This window comes from Staphylococcus sp. GW821-FHT11H10 (genome assembly GCF_058807855.1).
Window position 1 is genome coordinate 1 of the sequence record NZ_JBXARC010000048.1, and the last position, 3,123, is coordinate 3,123.

Annotated in this window: 3 protein-coding genes and 1 pseudogene; 2 read left to right on the forward strand and 2 right to left on the reverse strand. The window is 30.3% G+C overall.

Annotated elements, in window-relative coordinates:
* Positions 1-115: 115 nt before the first annotated feature.
* Positions 116-1,186 (reverse strand): Ltp family lipoprotein, encoded by a 1,071-nt coding sequence (locus AC1RRU_RS12520; protein WP_011276865.1) that lies wholly within the window; start codon positions 1,184-1,186, stop codon positions 116-118.
* A gap of 202 nt (positions 1,187-1,388) precedes the next feature.
* Positions 1,389-1,646, reverse strand: coding sequence for a hypothetical protein (locus AC1RRU_RS12525; RefSeq protein WP_011276864.1), 258 nt, complete (start codon positions 1,644-1,646; stop codon positions 1,389-1,391).
* 215 nt (positions 1,647-1,861) lie between these two features.
* Here AC1RRU_RS12525 and AC1RRU_RS12530 point away from each other — a divergent pair.
* A pseudogene (locus AC1RRU_RS12530) lies at positions 1,862-2,611 on the forward strand (amidohydrolase family protein).
* Between the two features lie 177 nt (positions 2,612-2,788).
* Entirely contained in the window at positions 2,789-3,037 is a 249-nt protein-coding gene (locus tag AC1RRU_RS12535) for a GlsB/YeaQ/YmgE family stress response membrane protein (protein WP_011276862.1), read from the forward strand.
* The last annotated feature ends 86 nt before the right edge of the window (positions 3,038-3,123 follow it).

The window sequence follows — 3,123 nt, forward strand, 5'->3', positions numbered from 1 at the left end:
AATAAAGAAGCCAGTAAATGAATTTGTTAAAACTCATTTACTGGCTATTTCTCTAGGGTTTATGTCCCAGACTCTTCGATATTATAAATACTAATATTTTATTGTCATTAAATCATTATTTTAAATGATCAACGGCATACTGTGCTTCTTCTTCAGTAAATTTGAAACCATCTTTAGAAGACAACATATCCTTAATATCTGATTTAGAAGTATCGCCATCTTTAGATAAAGATTTTGCTCTTTCTAGTGCATTCTCTTTGTAGTCTACTTTTACATTATCGGCAGCATATTTTGCTTCATCTTCTGTGAAATCGTCGTATTCTACTAACTTATTATAAAGTTCACTTTTTGATTCGATAGAGTCTTGCATATATCGTTGGGCATTTTTTAATGCATTCTTTTTAAAATCCGTCTTCAAATGTTTCATTGCGTAATCTGCTTCATCTTTCGTAAATTGACGCCCATCTTTAGACGTAAGTTCGTCTTCAAGTTGCGATTTTGAAGAATAAGATTGGTCACTAATATGTTTTGCTGTTTCTAATGCATTTTCTTTATAGTCAATTTTTGCATGCTTCATTGCATAATCTACTTGTTCACTAGTAAATTGACCTGAATTTTCATCATTTTTAAGATAATCAGTTAGTTCTTTTTTCGAAAAATGTAAGTTATCACTACTTTCTTCTGCAGTTTTTAACGCATTTTCCTTATAATCTACATCTTTTAAATGATTAACAGCATATTTAGCTGTACTAGAATTAAATTTATCACCACTACTAGAAGTCAATTGATTATAGATACCTTTTTTAGACATGTACATTGATTTAGCATAAGTTTCAGCACGTTGCAAAGCTTCTTCTTTATCATTCCCGCCAGCTTTACGAGAGTTACCTTCTTGTTTGGATTCATGCGTTGCATTTTCACTATCACTTGATGAAATTGAGTCTGAGACTTTCATAAAAATCACACAAGCTGCTAGTACCAATATAATTAAAATAACTAGACAGCCACAACCGGCGCCACATCCAATAAGCCAATATTTCCCTTTATTAGAACTATTGGAATCATCGTTTTGAGTACTTTCATTATTACTCACATTTTCATATTTATCTTGATTATGTATATTGTTTTCTTGTGATTGTTCTTGGGATGAATTGGTATTATTTGGTGGCTCTTCATTAAATGCCATTAAAATATCCTCCTTGTAGTTGGTTAACACTAATTACAATCATACATAAATTAAAATTTACATACAATAGCTATAAAATTTATTTTGTGACATTAATTTAAATTCAAGTCATTATATCGCAACTAATTTTATTTAAAACGAAAATTATGATAAAAAACCTGTCATACACTAAATATATAGTATGACAGGCATTTAATAGAAATTATAAACGAATATCGATATCGTCAATTTGCTGTTGATATTCTTTGTATTTACTTTCGACTAACATTTGGTAAGGTGTGTCAAAGAAGTCTGCAAGAATCATTGCATCTTTAAACTTAGGTTCGTGTTGATGATTTTCCCATTCCCATAATTGATGGGGTTCATAATGTGTACCATATTTTTTATTAATTAATTCTGTTAATTCGTTAATTTCAAGATTTCGTTTAGTTCTTAAATTAAAAAGTGTATGTGAACTCATGAAACATAACCTCCTAAAAAACAAGTTTGAATTTAAATTATTTTTACTTACTTTCCAATTCATTAATTATAAGTAAATAATTTGAGCCTTTTATATACAACCTAAGTTATTTAACTATACTAGTCTTGTTCACAATAATTATCAAGTCTTTTAGCTGATAAATATTAATTATGTTATCTTTATTTCAAAAAATATAAATAAAGGGGAAATTTATAATGAAACTATTTGATTCGCATTTTCATATCATTGATTATGATTTTCCGGTGAAGGAAAATAACGGCTATATGCCTCCATCATTTAAGGTTAATGACTATTTAAATCATACTCAGCAATTAAATGTTGTTGGTGGCGCAATTTTATCAGGGTCATTTCAAGGATTTGACCAAGATTATTTAATATCGGCTTTAAATCAACTTCAGGGTTAATTTGTTGGGATAACGCAGCTACCTGCCTCAACATCTGACGATGAAATTCTTCGATTACATGATGAAGGAGTTAGAGCTATTCGATTTAATGTTAAACGTGGTGGGTCTGAAGATATAGCGCTTATTAAGACGTTTGCGTAAAGAGTCTATGATTTAGTTGGCTGGCATTCTGAAATATATATTGAATCCAAACAATTAAAAGATTATAAAGAAATTATAAGTTCGTTACCTAAAGTATCAATCGATCATCTTGGCTTGACCGTAGAAGGTTTTGAAGATTTAAAAGCATTAGTCAAACAAGGTGTTTATGTTAAAGCAACAGGATTTGGACGTATAGAAGTTGAGCCTATTGCAGCCATTAAGGAACTGATTGACATTAATCCTGATGCCATTATGTTTGGTACAGATTTACCTTCCACGCGAGCAAAGCGCCCTTTTAGTGAACAAGATATTGAGTTAACTCAAAAGCATTTTGATGAAGAGACACAAGAGAAGATCTTTTATAAAAATGCATTAAAATTTTACAGAATTTCAGAATGAAAATCGAATTTGTAGTAGTGGAAAACGAATATATAAATTATCCATAATTTTTATAATGAGATTTGATATAAGTTTAAATAAAAATATAATAAAATTATATCCTAATGTTTATTCATATTGATGCGTGGTATATAAAAGAAGTATACAAAAATAGAAGATGTAAGGAGAGTTCTGAATATGGGCTTTATTGTTATGTTAATAGTCGGAGGATTAATCGGCTGGGTTGCCGGTATGATCATGGGTAAAGATATTCCAGGTGGTATCATCGGTAACATTATCGCTGGTTTAATCGGTTCAGCTGTAGGTAGTAAATTGTTAGGTACTTGGGGACCTGTATGGGGTGGCGTACCAATCATTCCAGCACTAATCGGTGCAATTATTGTTATTTTCGTTGTTTCTTTAATTTTAAAAGCACTTAGAAAATAATAGCCATATTAAGAGTCTGGGACATAAACCCTAGAGAAATAGCCAGTAAATGAGTTTTAACAAATTCATTTACTGGCTTCTTTATT

Bases quoted from the DNA above. Each gene is read 5' to 3' on its own strand.
- AC1RRU_RS12525 (WP_011276864.1), bottom strand. From the start codon at position 1,646: ATGAGTTCACATACACTTTTTAATTTAAGAACTAAACGAAATCTTGAA.
- AC1RRU_RS12535 (WP_011276862.1), top strand. From the start codon at position 2,789: ATGGGCTTTATTGTTATGTTAATAGTCGGAGGATTAATCGGCTGGGTT.
- AC1RRU_RS12520 (WP_011276865.1), bottom strand. From the start codon at position 1,186: ATGGCATTTAATGAAGAGCCACCAAATAATACCAATTCATCCCAAGAA.